This is a genomic window from Oceanobacillus sp. AG, from assembly GCF_009746545.1.
GTDB classification, from domain to species: domain Bacteria; phylum Bacillota; class Bacilli; order Bacillales; family Amphibacillaceae; genus Oceanobacillus; species Oceanobacillus indicireducens.
Map to the genome: position 1 here is coordinate 1 of NZ_WOWT01000047.1, position 15305 is coordinate 15305.

16 protein-coding genes and 1 pseudogene are annotated in these 15305 nt (G+C 35.1%); 8 read left to right on the forward strand and 9 right to left on the reverse strand.

Going from position 1 to position 15305, the window contains the following annotated elements:
* Positions 1–265 precede the first annotated feature (265 nt).
* Positions 266–1288 carry an AI-2E family transporter gene (locus GN217_RS17715; RefSeq protein WP_156857972.1) on the forward strand — a complete coding sequence of 341 codons (1023 nt, stop codon included), beginning with the start codon at positions 266–268 and terminating at the stop codon, positions 1286–1288.
* 257 nt (positions 1289–1545) lie between these two features.
* A pseudogene (gene rpsI / locus GN217_RS17720) lies at positions 1546–1608 on the forward strand (30S ribosomal protein S9); the annotation flags it as partial.
* A 120-nt stretch (positions 1609–1728) separates the two neighbouring features.
* On the opposite strand, the gene GN217_RS17725 reads toward rpsI, so the two are convergent.
* The 5 genes from GN217_RS17725 to GN217_RS19585 form a co-directional block, all read right to left on the reverse strand.
* On the reverse strand, positions 1729–2946 hold the full coding sequence (locus GN217_RS17725; RefSeq protein WP_156857973.1) for a tyrosine-type recombinase/integrase: 1218 nt from the start codon (positions 2944–2946) through the stop codon (positions 1729–1731).
* An 86-nt stretch (positions 2947–3032) separates the two neighbouring features.
* Positions 3033–3305: a helix-turn-helix transcriptional regulator gene (locus GN217_RS17730; protein ID WP_156857974.1), complete on the reverse strand. Its 273-nt coding sequence runs from the start codon at positions 3303–3305 to the stop codon at positions 3033–3035.
* A gap of 467 nt (positions 3306–3772) precedes the next feature.
* Entirely contained in the window at positions 3773–4027 is a 255-nt protein-coding gene (locus GN217_RS17735; protein ID WP_156857975.1) for a helix-turn-helix domain-containing protein, read from the reverse strand.
* Positions 4011–4235 carry an RNA polymerase sigma factor gene (locus GN217_RS19580; RefSeq protein ID WP_483310472.1) on the reverse strand — a complete coding sequence of 75 codons (225 nt, stop codon included), beginning with the start codon at positions 4233–4235 and terminating at the stop codon, positions 4011–4013. Before GN217_RS19580 ends, GN217_RS17735 begins: the two co-directional genes overlap by 17 nt.
* Positions 4198–4434 carry a hypothetical protein gene (locus GN217_RS19585; protein WP_442946177.1) on the reverse strand — a complete coding sequence of 79 codons (237 nt, stop codon included), beginning with the start codon at positions 4432–4434 and terminating at the stop codon, positions 4198–4200. Before GN217_RS19585 ends, GN217_RS19580 begins: the two co-directional genes overlap by 38 nt.
* A gap of 289 nt (positions 4435–4723) precedes the next feature.
* Between GN217_RS19585 and GN217_RS17745 the strand changes: the two genes are divergently transcribed.
* The 6 genes from GN217_RS17745 to GN217_RS17770 all read left to right on the forward strand — a co-directional run bounded on the left by GN217_RS17745 (position 4724) and on the right by GN217_RS17770 (position 9102).
* Positions 4724–5500, forward strand: a complete 777-nt coding sequence (locus GN217_RS17745) for a hypothetical protein (protein WP_156857976.1) — start codon at positions 4724–4726, stop codon at positions 5498–5500.
* A 3-nt stretch (positions 5501–5503) separates the two neighbouring features.
* The gene (locus tag GN217_RS17750; protein ID WP_156857977.1) at positions 5504–5884 is read left to right on the forward strand and encodes a GntR family transcriptional regulator; all 381 of its coding nucleotides are present in this window, start codon (positions 5504–5506) and stop codon (positions 5882–5884) included.
* Positions 5881–6570 (forward strand): ATP-binding cassette domain-containing protein, encoded by a 690-nt coding sequence (locus GN217_RS17755; protein WP_156857978.1) that lies wholly within the window; start codon positions 5881–5883, stop codon positions 6568–6570. The genes GN217_RS17750 and GN217_RS17755 overlap by 4 nt, the downstream gene beginning before the upstream one ends.
* Positions 6571–6702: 132 nt before the next feature.
* Complete coding sequence (locus GN217_RS17760) at positions 6703–7611, forward strand: ABC transporter ATP-binding protein (RefSeq protein WP_156857979.1); 909 nt, start codon at positions 6703–6705, stop codon at positions 7609–7611.
* Positions 7608–8351 (forward strand): ABC transporter permease, encoded by a 744-nt coding sequence (locus GN217_RS17765; protein ID WP_156857980.1) that lies wholly within the window; start codon positions 7608–7610, stop codon positions 8349–8351. Before GN217_RS17760 ends, GN217_RS17765 begins: the two co-directional genes overlap by 4 nt.
* A 13-nt stretch (positions 8352–8364) precedes the next feature.
* Positions 8365–9102, forward strand: a complete 738-nt coding sequence (locus tag GN217_RS17770; RefSeq protein ID WP_156857981.1) for an ABC transporter permease — start codon at positions 8365–8367, stop codon at positions 9100–9102.
* 78 nt (positions 9103–9180) lie between these two features.
* Here GN217_RS17770 and GN217_RS17775 read toward each other — a convergent pair whose 3' ends face one another.
* The 4 genes from GN217_RS17775 to GN217_RS17790 form a co-directional block, all read right to left on the reverse strand.
* Positions 9181–11361, reverse strand: a complete 2181-nt coding sequence (locus GN217_RS17775) for a peptidase domain-containing ABC transporter (RefSeq protein ID WP_156857982.1) — start codon at positions 11359–11361, stop codon at positions 9181–9183.
* A 64-nt stretch (positions 11362–11425) separates the two neighbouring features.
* Positions 11426–14602: a type 2 lanthipeptide synthetase LanM family protein gene (locus GN217_RS17780; protein ID WP_156857983.1), complete on the reverse strand. Its 3177-nt coding sequence runs from the start codon at positions 14600–14602 to the stop codon at positions 11426–11428.
* Positions 14603–14823: 221 nt separating this feature from the next.
* Positions 14824–15054: a plantaricin C family lantibiotic gene (locus tag GN217_RS17785; RefSeq protein WP_156857984.1), complete on the reverse strand. Its 231-nt coding sequence runs from the start codon at positions 15052–15054 to the stop codon at positions 14824–14826.
* Positions 15055–15080: 26 nt separating this feature from the next.
* Positions 15081–15305, reverse strand: a 225-nt coding sequence (locus GN217_RS17790) for a plantaricin C family lantibiotic (protein WP_156857985.1), incomplete at its 5' end; no start/stop codon positions are given.

Here is a 15305-nt window from a genome sequence, read left to right on the forward strand (position 1 = left end):
AATACAGCTTGAATCTTTTCATCCAATGTGTGTTTCATTACTCGCTTAGACATAATAAATGCTCCCTTTTATAGTAATAGAGATTTTTTATTATTTCTCTGTCTACTATAAAGGGAGCATATCACAGAGCATTTGTCCCAGTTTTAATATGATTGCAGAATTACTTAAGTTTTTATCTTGTATTTTTCCTGTTATAAGTGGATACTAAAGTATATAGGCAAAACTAGTTAACTTACTTCACATGGCATAAGAGAGGAAATATTATATGGAATCAATCGTCGACTTTTTTCGAAAAACCGGAGTAAAACGCATTATTATTTTTGGTTTAATCATTCTAATTCTTTACAGTGTAAGAAGTTTAATAAATATTATCCTCCTTACTTTTATTTTTTCATTTTTGATGAATGGGCTAGTTGAATTTACAATGAAACGGATCAAATTTAACCGATCGATTCTCGTGTTATTGCTATACTCCGTAATCGTCAGTTTATTAACAGTAGGAGCAGTAAAATACTTACCAATTATAACGATGGAAATCAGTCAAGTCATTGGGCAGATTTCAAATTTCTCCATCCAATCGTATAATAATCCAGTTTTTAGTTTTATAGAACCGATTATTTCAAGCGCTCAAATTACAAGCTACATAGAAAACGGCTTTTCATTTCTCTTAAAGTCGATTACAGATATTAGCACGGTAAGTGTACAGGTTTTAATCTCGTTAATACTTAGCTTATTCTTCCTGCTCGAAAAACCCCGCCTACTTGCATTTACGAGTAAGTTCAAAAAAAGTAAGGTTGCGCCATTTTACCTGGAGATCGAGTACTTCGGCAGTAAGTTTTCACGCACCTTTGGCAAAGTAATTGAAGCACAATTTATGATTGCCCTGATTAATACATTTCTTACGGTCATTGTATTAATCATTCTTGGATTCCCACAGATCTTTGGATTAGCGATTATGGTCTTTTTCTTAGGGCTTATCCCTGTTGCAGGTGTAATCATTTCACTTATCCCGCTATCTCTCATCGCCTATACAATCGGGGGCTTTTTAACCGTTATTTACTTGCTCATCGCAATTATGGTTATCCATGCAATTGAAGCGTATATTCTTAATCCGAAATTGATGTCTTCTAAAACAGACTTACCTGTATTTTATACATTTATTGTCTTGATCTTTTCCCAGCATTTCTTTGGTGTCTGGGGGTTAATTATCGGAATACCGGTGTTTGTATTCTTGCTGGATATATTGGATGTAACGAATATAGATACAAAAGAGCAAAAAACAACGTGAGGCTTTTATTAGACACACGTTGTTTTTTTATGTTTATTAATTTTGTAAGGAAGATTTTAACCGCTCTATTTTTTAGTATACATAATCCTTTTCTAAATGAATGATACAAAATTACAATAAATTCTAACTTTTTTGGAATAATTGGCTTCTGATACTTATTGTACAAAAGACTGAAGTTTAGAAAAGATGATAGAAATTAAACTCCTTATAGTTCATGCTAATAACTGCCTTTGTGTCAGTCATGAAAGCCTGTATATAAGGAACGTAAGAAATACGGTCTTAAGGGCGCGCGTAGAGCTCCACAATTTTCAAAACGTTAGGGATACTGTTATATCAACGTTTATAGCACTTCTCATATATTTGGGAAGTGCTTTTTTATATAAATTGGGTACGAAAATGGGTACTCCTAGTTTTTGTAAACACTATTCCATTTTATCTAATCATTCATTTTGTACATCTTTTAATCGTTGTTCAAACTTCCGATATGCGGATAAATCCACTATATTTGGTGTATTTACATAGACTTGTGTTGTTTTTGCATCAGAATGTGTTAAAGCACGTGAAATTTCTTCCATAGAAGCACCGCCTTCATAAGCTAGGGTACTAAAGGTATGTCTCAATTTATGAGGTGTTACATGAGAAAGTTCTTTGTGACGACGCTTTACAGCATTGACGCGATAGTTTAAATAATCAATATGAACAGGTACATTAATATCGCCTTTCGAATTAGTGTAGGTGAATAGAAATTGTTCTTCGGTTTGTTTGATTCCAACTTTCAGTAATTCTTTTGCTTGTTCCTTTTTCCACTTTGATAGTAGGTTAACTAAGGAAACAGGTAGCTGGAACTTTGTATTTTTTCGCCCTTTTGTAGCAGTTATTTTTCCGTCTTTTGTTTTATTTTGAACAAGTAAAATAGTTCCTTTTTCTAATTCGATATGTTTCCATTGCAACGCATAACTTTCACTTTTTCTATCACCAAGATTCAAAGTTAGGGTAAATAGTACATAATCTTGCAAAGTTAAATATCCTTTATCTTTATCTTCTTGAACAGCTTTTACCCAAGCAAGTAATTCCTCTGCGGAAAGAGATTCTCCGTTCAATTCTCTTTCTGCTTTTAATCGTTGTTTTAAAGGGTCACCAACATAACCAATGATTCGGGCAATACGATTATACTCAATATAGTTTAATAACTCTGCAATATCGAAAAGTTGATTGACATAGCTTTTGATAATTTTGATATTTGCATAAGTTTGTGATTTTGCATTTAATTGTCTTAATACAAAATCATTATTCGTATTGAGCTCTAATAAAGAGTACTCACCAAACATCGGAAGGATATGCAATCGAAATACATCTTTTGTATTTTTAACAGTTTGAGAAGAAGGGACTTGTCGAGTTTTTCCACTAGAACCGTTACAATACATATCTATCCAAATTTGCTTGTAAAAGTCTTTAAATTTTATTGTTCCTTTTTGTTCGAGAGCACGCCCGTGTTTTTCTTTTTTTACTTGTTCAATCTTCTTTTTAATTTCCTTTTCTGCTTTAGTAGAATAGGTTTTTCTAAATCGTTGTGTCGTTACTCCTAAAATTTTCCGAACCTCTTTTGGATAAAACACCTCAACTTTGTAACTCCCACTACTCATTTCTTTAATAGCCATACACTTTTCCTACTTTCTTGAAGTGAATCAGAACGTAAGAAAGACTACACCCTGATTATAACGCATATTTTTCAGAAAGTGTCGATTCATGCATGTTTCGCCAACCATTCATTCATTGCCTGTTTATCAAAAAGTAGTGTTCGATTAATCATAATTCTTGGAAATCCTTGCTCAATCCACTTATCCAAAGTATTATTCGATATTCCTAGATATTCACAAGCTTCCTTTTTTCTAAGGTATCTCTTTTCTAGTGCAGAGTCTTTTCTAGCTTGGGATATAGCATTTGATATAGTCGAATAAATGTTTTGTTGCAGTGTGTTAAGTTGTTCGTCGGTTAATACAATATTAATCGTACTCATGATAACACTTCCTTAATATAACAAACTATTGTTCTTCAAATGTTATCTCCTTTTTGAAGGAGTACCATATTCATAAATCAGAATCTACGCTGTATAATGGTATGTTCGTATAAAAACTGAAAAAAATCAGACGGCTGTTGGTGCAGCTCCACGGGAATTTCACCCCTGCAAGTATTTCTTCCAGCCCTACTCATGGCTTGCGACGCTTCAAACGCTCGAACCATGACGATAGGGGAGTATCATTATCCTAACTGATGGGTTATCGCCAGCAATCCACCACGATTGCCTTAGACTCATAGATTATCGCCTCGTTTCTAACGAAAGTCATGGCGTATGAATCAGATGGCTCGCCATCAGTTGAATGTATCTGATTTTTTAGTTTATACTGCACAGCGTTATCTTCCGTGCTTTCTTTGTCAAAGAACAAATATATGATTAATGAAAGGGAAAACCTAACCATTCTGTATTCAAATTTTGAAAGCTAAAACAGATTGCATAAGCTTCGCTCGTAAGCGTTCACGTATATCTTCATCGATGCCCCAATAAGTGTTTCCTTGTTCATCACGGAGCTTACGCATGGATAGGCTTGTCATATAGCTTCCATAATGCAAAACAACTACTTTCATTGCTTCTGGCTCACCCTTATTTGCAGCTAAAATAATTGGGTACGGCAATAAACCTCGCTCGTTGTTTTCAACATTAGAATTAATCACTCCATTCATCTGCATGTTCCTCCAAAAATCGTTTTAACCTTTTGAAAGAGCTTGTCCACCTATACTGAACGGTACTACGTGGAATATTGAGTATTTCAGCTATTTCTACATCTGATTTGTTAAAAAAATAATATAGTAGGACAGTGATACGCTCTCCTTTTGGCAAAGTATGCAGCGCTTCAGCAAGTAATTTCGGAGTGATTTTCTTTCCAGCCACTTGAAAACTTTGCCCTTCTTCTCCAGGTATAGAGTTGATTTTCTTCTTGTGGTGTAAGGTCAGAAAATGTCATCTCCTTTGTTAGACGTTGTTGTTGCCTTTCGTTATAAATATTAATAGCTTCATTCTTCAAGACACGTTTACAAAAGGCGTTAAATGCACAGCGAACTTGCCACTCGGTACGATCTGGTTCTATCATGCATGTCCTCTCCCTTCGCAACTGCAAAGGTGGGTGATGATTTCCCCTTTCATAACCTTCAACAAACTTTTTTCTAAAATGCCGAAAAAAAGAACTATTTTTTTGAAAAAAGTTTGTAAAAAGGCGAAAAATCCACCGATTAGAACGAGATAAATTTATTTTTATGAAATTATTAGGCTTACACACAATTATCTTTTACTTTTTTTAAAATCCCTCTTGACGGGTACCTATGAATTAGTGTACTATTTAACTATAACACTAGCGCAAAGAAACCACAGGAGGAATTAAAATGACCGCTTGGTTTGATTTAACGAAAAAAGAATTTCACCTAGGACTTCCAGCGTTTATATTCTCACTGATTGCCTTGATTGGAATTTTCACAATTAGTATTATGTTTGGCCTTTCAACTAATCTCATGTGGGAAATGTTAACAATAGGAGCGTTTGTAGCAGTTGCTCTTCATGTTTTTTATTTAGCTTATTACCTGCTTTACAGCTTGAGCGTAGAACGTAAACGAATGCATTTATGGCTTCATAATCCGTTGCCAATCGAGTCAATCCTATTAGCGAAGCTCATTTCTGGTCTAGTCTATATGCTCATTACTCTTATCACTGCAGTTATCGTGCTATGGCAGGCTTATAGAAATAGTACATTGACTATCAATTTAAATGAATGGCTAACTACCGCTATATCGTCTGTCATTGCCTTACTATTAACTGCGTTGTTATTGGGATGTACTTATTTGTTTTTCTGGACAATCTTTATGGTATTGAGCAAAACATATAATGATTTTTTCAGTTTTGTGTTAGCATTCTTTTTGTTTCTCGCCGCTGCTTCACTTCTCAATATAATTGGTGATTTATCTTTCTTAACCGATTGGGGTGTGATAAACAGCGACAGTGTACTTTCAGGTTTTGAGTTAAACATTTCAAACGAAAATTACCATTATGAAATCGAACATTTATCAACCATCTTTTATATTGGTCATTTTGTAAGGGATCTTGTATTGGCTGTCCTACTTTTTGCTGGCAGTAGTTGGATTCTTGACCGTAAAGTTGAGGTGTAATTTATGACTGATCTATTCCATTCTGGAGAGCCGATTTATTTACAGTTAGCTGAACGTATTAAACGGCAAATCTGCCGTGGTGAGTTACACCTTGGAGAAAAGCTTCCATCAATACGTGATATGGGAATAGCTGTAAACGTGAATCCAAATACAGTACAGCGAACATACAGAGAATTAGAGTGGTTGAAAATCGTGGAGTCCAAGCGCGGGCAAGGAACCTTTGTTACAGATGATGAACAAGTTCTTCAAGCGATTAGAGAACAAATGAAAAAAGAAGAAATCTCTCATTTTGTGCAAGGAATGCGGGAAATGGGGTATTCTGACGACGAAATTCAAGCAGGAATCGAATCTTATTTAGCAGAGAAAGGAGCGCCTGAGCAATGATCTCATTTCAACAAGTAACAAAAAAATATCGGCAAAAAGTAGCATTAGATAAAGTGAACTTAAAGCTAACAAAGGGAAAAATTATCGGATTGGTTGGTGAAAATGGAAGTGGAAAATCTACGATGCTGAAGTTAATCGCTGGTCTGACTTACCCGACAAAAGGGGAAGTGCTTATTAATGAAAAAACCGTAAATCGCCGTTCAGCCTCTATTGTTTCATATTTATCAGAGCTAGATGAGTACTACAGGTTTTATAACGTGGAAAAGACCATTGAGTTTTATGCTAGTCAATTTTCCGATTTTGACCTTAAAAAGGCCAATGAAATTTTAACCTTTATGAAGCTCAATCCGGAAAGTAAACTGAAAGAACTCTCAAAAGGAAATCGAGGAAGGCTAAAAATTGTACTTTCTCTTGCACGAAATGCCCCTATTATCATAATGGATGAACCACTTTCAGGTCTTGATCCAATGGTACGTCAATCCATTGTCAAAGGGTTGCTTTCCTTTGTTGATTTAAAAAAACAGCTCGTTCTAATTACTACTCATGAGATCCAAGATTTAGAAAACATCTTAGATGAAGTGATTGCAATAAGGGATGGAACAATCATCGGTCACCATAATGTAGAGCAACTGCGAGAAGAACAAAACCTCGGAATCGTTGAATGGATGACAACTATTTATGAGTAAGACATTTTCTTTAGGGAGAATCGCTATCTGCCAATAGGAATCTGCTTAGTTAATACGGTAGGTTTTTAAATGATAAATGGCAATTGTTCTGACCATATATAAGTTTTTTATGTAATAAGGAGGAAAAAATTAATGGATATCATTAAAACAAATCGGTTGACGAGAAAATACGGGAAGCAATACGCAGTAAACAATATCAATTTAAACGTAAAAGAAGGATCGATTTATGGATTCTTAGGACCGAATGGAGCTGGCAAAAGTACTACTATTCGTATGCTTCTTGGTCTGATTAAACCGTCAACGGGAAGTGTGCAAATATTAGGGAAAGATTTAAGAAAACATCGAATGGAGATTTTGAGTCAAGTCGGGTCGTTAGTAGAAGCACCTTCGTATTATGGTCATTTAACAGGATATGAAAATTTGGAAGCTGCCCGACGATTACTAGGAGCACCAAAAAGTCGCATCACGGAGGTTTTAAACATCGTTCGATTGAACAAAGCAGCAGATAAAAAAGTCAAAAACTATTCATTGGGAATGAAACAACGCCTAGGGATTGCAACTGCTTTACTGAACAAACCGAAGCTTCTTATATTGGATGAACCTACAAACGGACTTGATCCAGCAGGGATCCAGGAAATACGGGAACTGATTAAGGCGATGCCAAAACATGACAACATGACGGTCATCATTTCAAGTCATTTACTAAGTGAAATTGAACAAATGGCTGATCAAGTGGGCATCATTAATAAAGGTGAGTTAATTTTTCAGGACTCCATCGATGTGCTAAAAGAGAAAAGTAAACCTAAATTACACATCGGCGTCAATCGTGCGGACCAAGCCTTTACGTTTCTGAAAGAACAAGGATATGATGCTAAACTTACCGATACGAGAGTTATCATGGAAGACGCAGACCCTGTATTTGCAGAGAAAATCAATTATACTCTGCTTTCCGAAGGTTTTCGGGTAAACAGATTGGAAGAAGTGAAACAATCCTTAGAAGATATATTTATCGAACTAACAGGGGTGGGTGAATCTGTATGATGAGCAAGGTGGTAAGTTCAGAAATAGTAAAATACAAGCGAACATGGCTTTGGATTCTTCCGTTGATCATACCATTCATTATTGTACTGGCAAATGGTTTGAATATATTTTTACGCTATGACACGATTGTTCAACAAGCCGCTAAGGATGGAATGACCATGTGGGACCCAATATGGATATTTAGTTTTTTTCTTATACTTCTAGCCGTTCCACTAGAAGTAACACTAATCACATCCATCATTGCAAATATAGAACATCAGGGGAACAGCTGGAAGTCTATTTTCTCCATGCCTGTTTCACGATTTCACGTATACGTTAACAAATTTGCTTGGTCAACGGTTCTAACGATTATTTCGGGATTCATTTTAATGATAGGAATTATCATCTTAGGTATGATGGTTGGAAATGACACCTTTCCTTGGACGCAAATTTTAGGTTTTTCCCTTTTTCCATTTTTGACTGCTGTTCCACTGATTGCTTTGCAGTTATGGCTAGCGCTTACCTTTCCAAACCAAGCAATACCGATTACGATTGGTTCCCTTGGAATTTTACTAACCATTCTTGGGGGACAGTTACCATTAGGAAAATGGTTACCCTGGACATTTTATGTCCAAGTATTGCCATCGCCTAACCAGGAATCGGTTGGATTACCGTGGGACATTGTTGGCACGAGTTTTATCATAGGTTTATTGCTTCTTTTCGTTGGGTTTATTCATTTTAGAAAAAAAGAATTTGCATAAGGAGGGAAAATAGATGTTCTCCAATCTTTTTTCAGTCGAACTTTTAAAAACAAAACGATCGGTTCTTTGGATTATTGCTCTTCTCATTCCAAGCTTAGCAACCTTTCTAGGAGTCGGAAATTTACTTGTTAACGCAAGAGAGTTTATCGAACCAGACGCTAATTTATGGGTTGACGCGTGGTCACAGGTTGTCATTTTTTACGGAATGATCTTTCTCCCTATTCTTGTTGGTATTTATGCTTCTACCATCTGCAGGGTTGATCATTTAAATGGAGGATGGAAGCAAGTGTTAAGCTTTCCTATTTCTCACGTAAAGCTTTACTTTGCTAAATTACTTACTTTATATTTACTGTTGGCAGTCACTCAGATTTCCTTAGTTATTCAATATGTTGCCATCGGTCACCTCTTTGATCTCTCGGGAACGTTTATATTAAAAGATTTTATCATCTATGGTCTATTTGGCTGGCTTGCTTCTCTACCGCTTGCTTCGTTACAGCTATGGTTAGCCTTTAACTGGAAAAGCTTCGCGCTTCCACTTACTGTTAACATTGGGTTGACAATCCCTGTCTTAATGGTAAGTCAGACTCCATATGGCTTTTTCTATCCATGGGCTCAGCCATCTATGATGATGTCACCAGCTTATGAGGCGTTCCGACCACCAATTGAACAATTGCTTATCATATTTAGCGTATTGCTTGTTCTTTTTACTGTTTTAGGGTTGCTTCACTTTAGGAGAAAAGAATTCAGTTAGTCCTTTGTTTTACTTACTTGTAAATGCCCTACGAAAAGAAACCAGTCTGATATTTGACTGGTTTCTTTTTCGATTAGTTCACAGGACCTCTTCTACATATCTATTTTCAGAACCAACTTGTTTTTCCCACATTTCTTTGTAAAAACCACGTTCTTGTAATAATGTACTGTGTGTACCTGTTTCGATTACTTCTCCATTTTTTATCACATAGATTCGATCCGCATCTAGAATGGTCGAAAGTCGATGGGCAATTACTAACCTTGTGATATGATGATCTTCTAGATTCTGATCGATTTTCTTTTCTGTTAAAGTATCCAATTGACTTGTAGCTTCGTCTAATATCAAAATACTTGGGTTATCGACCAATGCTCTTGCGATAGCCAATCTTTGTCTTTGTCCACCGGAAAGCAGTTGACCGTTTTCACCAATTACTGTTTTATAACCCATTGGCATGCTGCTAATGTCATCATGTAAACAAGCAATTTCTGCAACCCTTTGAATATCTTCTAGATCTGCTTCACGGAAAAATGAAATGTTTTTTTCGATTGTATCATTAAAAAGGGCCGTATCTTGGAGTACTATACCGATTTGCTTCCGTAAATAAGTTAAATCCATGTCTTTCAAATTTACATCGTTAAAATAAATTTCTCCTTTTGTTGGAAAATACATTCCTGCTAAAAGTTTAAGAATAGTTGTCTTACCACTACCGGAGGTACCAACTAAGGCTGTTTTTTTACCTGGTTCTATTTGAATATTCAATTGTTTTACATCAAAATGTTGATCTTGATTTGAATACGAAAAACTAACGTCTCTAAACGAAACAAGTTTCTTCTTAATATTCATTTGTGTTTTCCCGTTCGATTTTTCAATTTCCGAATCAAAAACATCCTCAATTCGTTTAAATACATTATCTAGTAATTGGAACTGTTGTATGTTTGAAACAAGGGACCCAATCGGAGCAAGAAAGGATGAAACAAGAACATTGAAGGCTAAGAGTTGTCCAATTGTCATAGCATTATTACTAACTTCTTGAATACCTAACCATAAAATAAGTAGTGGTGAAGCTATTCTCAAAGCTCCAACAATTCCATCTACTAGGGATCCTAATGCAAACTTTCTTGACGTGACCTTTACCTGCTCAGAATATATCCCTTCCCATTTTTGTTTCACATTATTATTAAGTCCATTAGCCTTAATCACTTGTATTGCTCTCAGTACTTCGATAAGATAACCTTGCGTTTGTCCTTGAACAGAAAGGTCCTGTTGAGTAAGACGGTGTAATCTTGGCACAAAAGTTATCATAAGGAATAACTGGATTCCAGCAATTATGATGGTTGAAACAGCCAAATAAGGCGAAATAAAAAACATTACTACCGCATAAACAAATAGCATTAGCAAATCCATCAATATGGTCGTTCCATTTTTTGAGAGAACTTCCCGGACGATTGATAAGCTGTTCAATCGGCTTGCCAAATCACCACTGATACGACTTTCAAAAAAACGCATTGGTAAGTCCATCATATGAGAAAAGAAGTCAAAAGATAAATGTCTACTCATGACCGCTTGTAGTTTCACTACAAGTAATCCTCGCGCTATAGAAAAGATTCCATACCCTATAAACAAAAGCAAAATAGAAATACCTAAAATGTCAATCAAGTTGCTGCTTCCAGGGAGAAGAACATTATCAACAACATATTGTATAAAAAAAGGAACGACTAATGTTGCTACTTGTACAACTATCGTAAAAAGGAATATATTAACTAGGATACTTGGTTTAGAACAAAAATATCTATAATAAAACGCCAAGCGTTTTTTTACCGTTCCTCTTTTTTTCTGTTTTACATTTGATTTCTGGAACTGTATCGCAACACCTGAATAGTGTTTTAAAAACTCGTCCATGTTTATTCGAATTCTTCCCAGAGCTGGATCAGCGATAAAAAATACGCCTTTTTTTATTTTTTCTAGAACAACGTAATGATTGTCATTCCAATGTAAGATGGCTGGTAGTTTAAGGTTTCTAATTTTATTAATACCAACCTTATATACACCTGCTTGTAAACCACATTCATTGGCAACTCTTTTTATATTTAAAGCAGTCACACCTTCTCTACTTACGAAACACTTCCTTGTAATCTCTTCCTGACTGTAAGGTAAATGAAAGAAATTCAAAACCATAGTAAGACATGTGGGTCCACACTGTTGCTGATTCAATTGTTTAATAAATGATATTTTATTCCTTTTGAATATCTTTTTCAGCATGAACAACCCTCCTTAGAAAAAACGATTAATCCACTAAGGACCAGATTATTCGCTTCTTTCTCAATTAATTTATTACGGAAAATGCAGAATCCAATTTTAGTACCGATGGAACCTGAGACTCATCATAAAATTTCAACAATCCAAGTCCAATCCCTGAAAGTCCAACCATCAAACCTGGAGTTTCATGTAAAGTAGGGAGCCCACTCCAATAAATACCCTTTTTAATTTCATTTAATAATCGTGATTTATAATTATTTATTTCAGTTGAAATTTTTTCGTCTTTTAAAAAGTTGTTTGCATAGCTCAATATTTCTATGTTTCCAATATCTCCATGACATAATGAATGATCTTTCTCAAATCCAAATTTGAGAGTTGTATCTATAGCTATACGAATTTCTTCTTCAAATAAGTCATCCTTGTACCCAAGTTTCCATAATAAAATTCGAGATAGGCAGATGCCAGCAGCTCCATGACACCAAGCAGCTGGAAAGAAATCAAGATCTTTATGAGACTGTCCATCAACAACTCTTAGATCATACCAATTCTTTTTATTCGAATCATAAAGACTTCTTTCAAACTTTAATGCAGCTGAAATTATTTGACTATAATTGGGTCTATCAATATATTGTTGTAACTTTACTAAAGCTACTGCAATTCCTGACACCCCATGAGCAAATCCACCTAAAGGGACAGATGAAGATTGTCCATCCCATCCTATGCCGCCATTATCGTCTGTAGGAACGGCATTTTCCACTAAAAAATCTCCACATTTTTGTGCTAGTTTTAAAAATATAGGGTTTTTATTGTAATTGTATAAATCGAGTAGAACTATAATCACTCCTGCTGCCCCACCTATAATATCGAACTGTTTGTCTTTTTCAATACTCTCCTCTAATAAAGGCATTAAAGATGTTGCTTCTGTTAGAAGTTCTGGTTTCTGTAACAGTATACTCATATGACTTAAGACATAAAGATCAGAAGTTAATCCAACAAATGCCCCGATATTCGGATAGTTCGACTCTTTTAACTTAGCTAACAATGGAACGATTGCTTGTTCAGCAGTATCACGAAAATCGACTCTTCCTGTCAATTTATATAAATAGCCATAAAAAATCGCTATACCACCAAGACCATCATATAAATTAGTCCCGATTGATTGTATCTTCCATTCAAACTGTTCATCACCAATAAGATTACACCCAATCCAAGCTATGTCTTTCTGTCCATTATTGGTACCATGGTATGCCTTTGTTTGAAGATAGTCTCCAATCTTAATTGCTTCTTTTAAATATTCATCTTTTGAGTAATAGTTGCCTTTTTCATTATTCACAAGTGGGCGATTCTCTGCTTTTTTTATAGATAGCATGGATGTTTCAATTAATTCAATTTGCTGATCCATATCTCTATCATTCATCTGGTCTATTTTATCTTTACAAATGGACAGCGCATCTTTTTTAAAAAAATTCTCAATGCAATTTCCTCTACTATCCCACAAATGAGGTTGACTAGGTATAGTTGTAAATATCGGTACATCCCCTAATAACATATCCGCTATTTCAGAACTAATTACTTTTGTTAAGTCTGGTAGGTATAAGGTATCTAACCATAATTTATCTATTAACATTTCCCGGTCAAGTCCATCTCTCATAAAATCTGGATGATTGCCTATTTGTAAAATATCACTATATCTTTTGGTTTGTCGTACAATTTGTCTTGTTTGTACTTCAGAGAATAAAAAAGTAATTAGGTTTTTAAACTCCATTTTGTTATCTGTAATTAATTTATAAATTTCTTTAAATCCCTCTATTATGTTTACTTTATATTGATAAGGATCCGCATACTCCCCATTAAGTTTCGGGCGATTCTCACCTGCTGGTACTTGGACATTTCTCCTTACCACCTTCATTTCATCTGAATATGTTTTATCAAGCGTCGATATTTTGTTTGGATAATATTGATCACCACTAGCTCCAATACCACTTAAGTCTATTCCTTTTTTATCTTTGGCAGAAAAAAAACTGGTTGGCAGTAAACCAATTTGTAACACTGACATTTGGATAAACTTCCGACTTTTATCAAGGGCTGTATCTCCATCAAATGAAATTAAATCTTGATGAAAAATCGCTTCTAAATCTACTAATACTGGTTGATCGCCTACCGCGATAATATTCTCGTAATGAAAATCAACTGCATTAATTGCATATAAAAGACCTAAATAGTATCCTGTACGATGATAAAAGTTTTTAATTTCTATCTCCTTCTTACAAGAGTTAACTTCAACAAATTCTACCCAACCATAGTCATCGCCCATTACAATCTTAGTTTCATAGAGAGGGAGGGTTAATTTTTTATTGTTTAACCACACCAATAGTTCCTGAAAGTTTGCATCTAACTTTAATGATCTCGGTTTATAAACAATTTTAGTACCATCAGTAAGTTTCAAATGCGCAACACTTTTCCCTTTTTTATGTAAGTCTCCTGTTCCAATTTTAATTAACTCAATACAGGCTCCTTCTTCAATTCCGAATGTTTCATTCAACTTTTTTTTGTCGTTACAATAGTTATTGATGATCTCGCTAACATTATGTGCCCAACGGTAAGTAGTTGAAAGTAACAATCTTACCAAAAATGGGTATTCATCATAAATTTTTTGAACATATTCCTTATTCTTTAGTAAAATACTATTAAAATAATGATATCTCTCCTCTGAAGTACTACCTTTTAATGTACCATTCACTCTCTCTACGTTAAGTTCTAGAACTAACGTGCGAATAGATAATCTTAATAACTGCTCCGCAAGGGAAGATAAAACCGCACTAATAGCAGTATCTGTTACAGAATTTTTATTTTCATGAATATAATCCTGTAATTTTCCATAACCTAATTGTAAATAGGGAATTAGAAATGAAAAGAATTTATGATCTTTCCCTTGAGCAGTCTTTATTAGTGAATCAGGAAGTTTAATGTTTTGGAAAATATCCAATTCATCTGGATTATATTGTTCATCTAAAAACTTGACGTTGAAATTTTTAGAGTGTAGAATTCGAATGAAAGACGTTTTGGAAAGTTGTCTGTGGTTAATAGACTTTTCCACTAACCTTTCTGACCCAATAAATTTGTTCCAGTATTCATACCTAGAATGGTCTAATATGTTACTTGTCTGTTCGAAGTCATACTCTCTTTCGTGAATAAATGATGAATTTCTATAGTTAACATTCTTCTGTGAAATTCTTATGGACATCAAAAATACACCTCTTTCGAAAAAAAGTTAATTTGAGGTGCAGAGGCAATATTAAATCACCTCTGCACTATTTCTTTTACTAAAAAAGGATACATGGATGTATAGTCTAAATTGATGAAATTCACCAAGTCATGCACATTTACCAACATTTTGTCTCTGTTATATCCACTGTAGGCGCAGTGAATATTCAGGACTATTGTAATGTTGATTCACTATACATTTTAGAGACAAGGGATAAAGCATGTCCAAGAACAGTTAGGACATTCGGCAGTAATCGTACAGATTAGGCCTGAAGAAACCATTGGTTCAACATCTGCTGCTCCCGCTATCCCACTCATTTCAGCTTCCGAGAGCTCTGTGAAAGTATCTCCAGCTGGGTGGTTAACCTCACCATCGACTGACATTCTGTACATAGGGTCTTTCCAAGCGCGAACTAAGTTTCCTTTTGTCATAAAAGATCACTCCTTTTTATAAATTTTTAGAGACAAGGAATAAAGCATGTCCAAGAACAGTTAGGACATTCGGCAGTAATCGTACAGATTAGGCCTGAAGAAACCATTGGTTCAACATCTGCTGCTCCCGCTATCCCACTCATTTCAGCTTCCGAGAGCTCTGTGAAAGTATCTCCAGCTGGGTGGTTAACCTCACCATCGACTGACATTCTGTACATAGGGTCTTTCCAAGCGCGAACTAAGTTTCCTTT

Bases quoted from the DNA above. Each gene is read 5' to 3' on its own strand.
- GN217_RS17750 (WP_156857977.1), top strand. From the start codon at position 5,504: ATGACTGATCTATTCCATTCTGGAGAGCCGATTTATTTACAGTTAGCT.
- GN217_RS17725 (WP_156857973.1), bottom strand. From the start codon at position 2,946: ATGGCTATTAAAGAAATGAGTAGTGGGAGTTACAAAGTTGAGGTGTTT.
- GN217_RS19585 (WP_442946177.1), bottom strand. From the start codon at position 4,434: ATGATAGAACCAGATCGTACCGAGTGGCAAGTTCGCTGTGCATTTAAC.
- GN217_RS17735 (WP_156857975.1), bottom strand. From the start codon at position 4,027: ATGAATGGAGTGATTAATTCTAATGTTGAAAACAACGAGCGAGGTTTA.
- GN217_RS17755 (WP_156857978.1), top strand. From the start codon at position 5,881: ATGATCTCATTTCAACAAGTAACAAAAAAATATCGGCAAAAAGTAGCA.
- GN217_RS17775 (WP_156857982.1), bottom strand. From the start codon at position 11,361: ATGCTGAAAAAGATATTCAAAAGGAATAAAATATCATTTATTAAACAA.
- GN217_RS17770 (WP_156857981.1), top strand. From the start codon at position 8,365: ATGTTCTCCAATCTTTTTTCAGTCGAACTTTTAAAAACAAAACGATCG.
- GN217_RS17715 (WP_156857972.1), top strand. From the start codon at position 266: ATGGAATCAATCGTCGACTTTTTTCGAAAAACCGGAGTAAAACGCATT.
- GN217_RS17760 (WP_156857979.1), top strand. From the start codon at position 6,703: ATGGATATCATTAAAACAAATCGGTTGACGAGAAAATACGGGAAGCAA.
- GN217_RS17765 (WP_156857980.1), top strand. From the start codon at position 7,608: ATGATGAGCAAGGTGGTAAGTTCAGAAATAGTAAAATACAAGCGAACA.
- GN217_RS17745 (WP_156857976.1), top strand. From the start codon at position 4,724: ATGACCGCTTGGTTTGATTTAACGAAAAAAGAATTTCACCTAGGACTT.
- GN217_RS17780 (WP_156857983.1), bottom strand. From the start codon at position 14,602: ATGTCCATAAGAATTTCACAGAAGAATGTTAACTATAGAAATTCATCA.
- GN217_RS17785 (WP_156857984.1), bottom strand. From the start codon at position 15,054: ATGACAAAAGGAAACTTAGTTCGCGCTTGGAAAGACCCTATGTACAGA.
- GN217_RS17730 (WP_156857974.1), bottom strand. From the start codon at position 3,305: ATGAGTACGATTAATATTGTATTAACCGACGAACAACTTAACACACTG.